The 1,972-nt window shown below is 44.4% G+C and carries 3 protein-coding genes; all 3 read right to left on the bottom strand.

Features of this window, described 5'->3' with window-relative positions; translation table 11 throughout:
• Positions 1-3 precede the first annotated feature (3 nt).
• Entirely contained in the window at positions 4-834 is an 831-nt protein-coding gene (locus E0E29_RS17235; protein ID WP_025483373.1) for a TraX family protein, read from the bottom strand.
• Between the two features lie 135 nt (positions 835-969).
• Positions 970-1,314, bottom strand: a complete 345-nt coding sequence (locus E0E29_RS17230; RefSeq protein WP_033119194.1) for a TnpV protein — start codon at positions 1,312-1,314, stop codon at positions 970-972.
• On the bottom strand, positions 1,311-1,972 hold a 662-nt coding region (locus tag E0E29_RS17225; protein WP_130850982.1), incomplete at its 5' end, for a DUF4368 domain-containing protein. The genes E0E29_RS17230 and E0E29_RS17225, both read right to left, overlap by 4 nt.

The following is a 1,972-nucleotide window of genomic DNA, read 5'->3' as shown; positions in this document are numbered from 1 at the left end:
TAGTCATTTCAGTAAGTATTTTCCGAGTCCTATCTGAATCAAATATAGGACAAGGATATGTGCTGGATAAAAAACATAGAAGAAGTATTTTAGCTTCAGTTTACCACGCTTTCCGTTGTATAGCAGAATAAGCAAGCAGGCAAGAAGCGTACATAAAGGCGGTTGATTCCCCGTTGTCCCCATGTAAGCCAAAAGGAACAGCAACACTTGATAGATTCGGTGATTACGGCAAATATAAAATGCTGATATGAATAAGATCCCCTGCATACCGTAGTCACAATGGATTCCTTCCGCAATGCCGGAAAAAAGCACTACACTGAGAACTTGCAGGACTGCTGATTTTATTCTATCCACCGGTAGGTCTGATTTACACGAAAATCTTTCAAGGCATACCAATGTCAATAAGCCTAAAAACAAGGTGAAAAATACATTTTGATACTTCAAGTAAAACGGAAATGTATCTTCCATTCGTGAATACGCACTAAAGAAACCTATGTCAAATGGAACTTCCGAAATAAGGGCAAATGCAAGCATCAACCCAATATAGCGTTTTTTACTTCTTGTGTGTTGGAATCCTTCTGCCAGCAAAAAACAGAATAGCGGAAAAGCAATCGTCCCAATGCTTTGCAAATCAAACCGTATGAAATAATCTATCTCTCGGAATCTCTCCCACGACATTTGCCCGTTATCTGCCATAGCCCCCCAGTAGTTTGATAGCAGCCATTGCAGCACAATTTTACATAGATGGTCAATAAGCATTGTCAGTACAGCAATAACCTTTAGCGAATTTCCTGAGAGAAATTGAATGCGATTTATTTTCCTATCAAGGCTCATAAAGCAACCTCCTACCAACTTCCAATTCTACGATTTTTCGCATTCAAATTATACCATAAAACTCGTGAACAATTCTATCGCAACTTTGGAATATATGAGAAAAGTCCGAACAGTTTTCTGCCCGGACTTCCTCACTCAATCATAAATCAATTCTGCTTTCACAATCTCCTCTGCCTGTGCCTTGCAAGCGTTCATCTGCCGCACCCATTCCATTTGATTATCGGCTTTCAGTTGCTCAGTCACACCGTTTTGCTCTGCCAGTGACCGCACGATCAGCTCCATGCGGTTTCGTGCCGCTTCGTCAATCTCGGCACAATGTTCAAAGAGCTTGTCGGATAGCACCAGTTCATTGAACAGTATCGGGCGGTGCATTTCCAGATACGCCTTGCGAAGTCTGCCGTAGTGTCCGATGGGCTTGGTCTTGCGGATAACGATGTTCGGGATAAGATAATCGCCGTTCTGTGTGTAAGTGATATTCATGCTGATTGTACTCCTTTCATTGGCTCTCTCTGCGGTAAGCTGCTGACAGGGACGAACACGCCCTTTGCAATGTCCTCTGCACGAATGGCGGCTTTCTTGGCTTCGATTTCTGCCTTTTTCCGCTCCTTGATTTTATCCTCGTATCGCTTCTGCGCTCCGCTGGCTTTACGCTTCAAGTAGTTCTGATGAAGTCTGTCCTTGCGTTCCTCTCGCTTGCGGATTTCTTCTAATTCCTCCGGGGTCAGCTCCACTTCTCCAAACGCCGGGGGAACGAAACGCCCAACAAAATTGAAGTAAATCTCAACCTCCTGTGTGGTCTGTATACTTCCTTTGCGGTCACGCTCATGCACAAGAATTTTCTCGATAAACTCGTTGAGCATGGCAATGGTCAGCTTGTCGAAGTTCTCATACTTACCAATCAGAGCGATAAAACGGTCAGCGTCCTTTTCGTGCTTCTCATAGCTCTTGACAGCCTTTTCCAGAACAGAGATTTCAGCGGTAAGCTCGGACTGTTCCTTTTCGTATTGAGCGTCCAGAGTGGCGTATCTGCTGTCGGACAGCTTGCCTAAAATGTTGTCCTCATAGATTTTGCAGAGCAGGACTTCCAGCTCGGAAACTCTCTGCTTTGCTGTGGCAAGGCGTGTCCGCTGTTTCCTGA

Origin of the sequence: Intestinimonas timonensis, assembly GCF_900626145.1 — a bacterium.
GTDB classification, from domain to species: domain Bacteria; phylum Bacillota; class Clostridia; order Oscillospirales; family Oscillospiraceae; genus Intestinimonas; species Intestinimonas aquisgranensis.
This window is presented reverse-complemented; position numbering and strand designations above follow the sequence as displayed.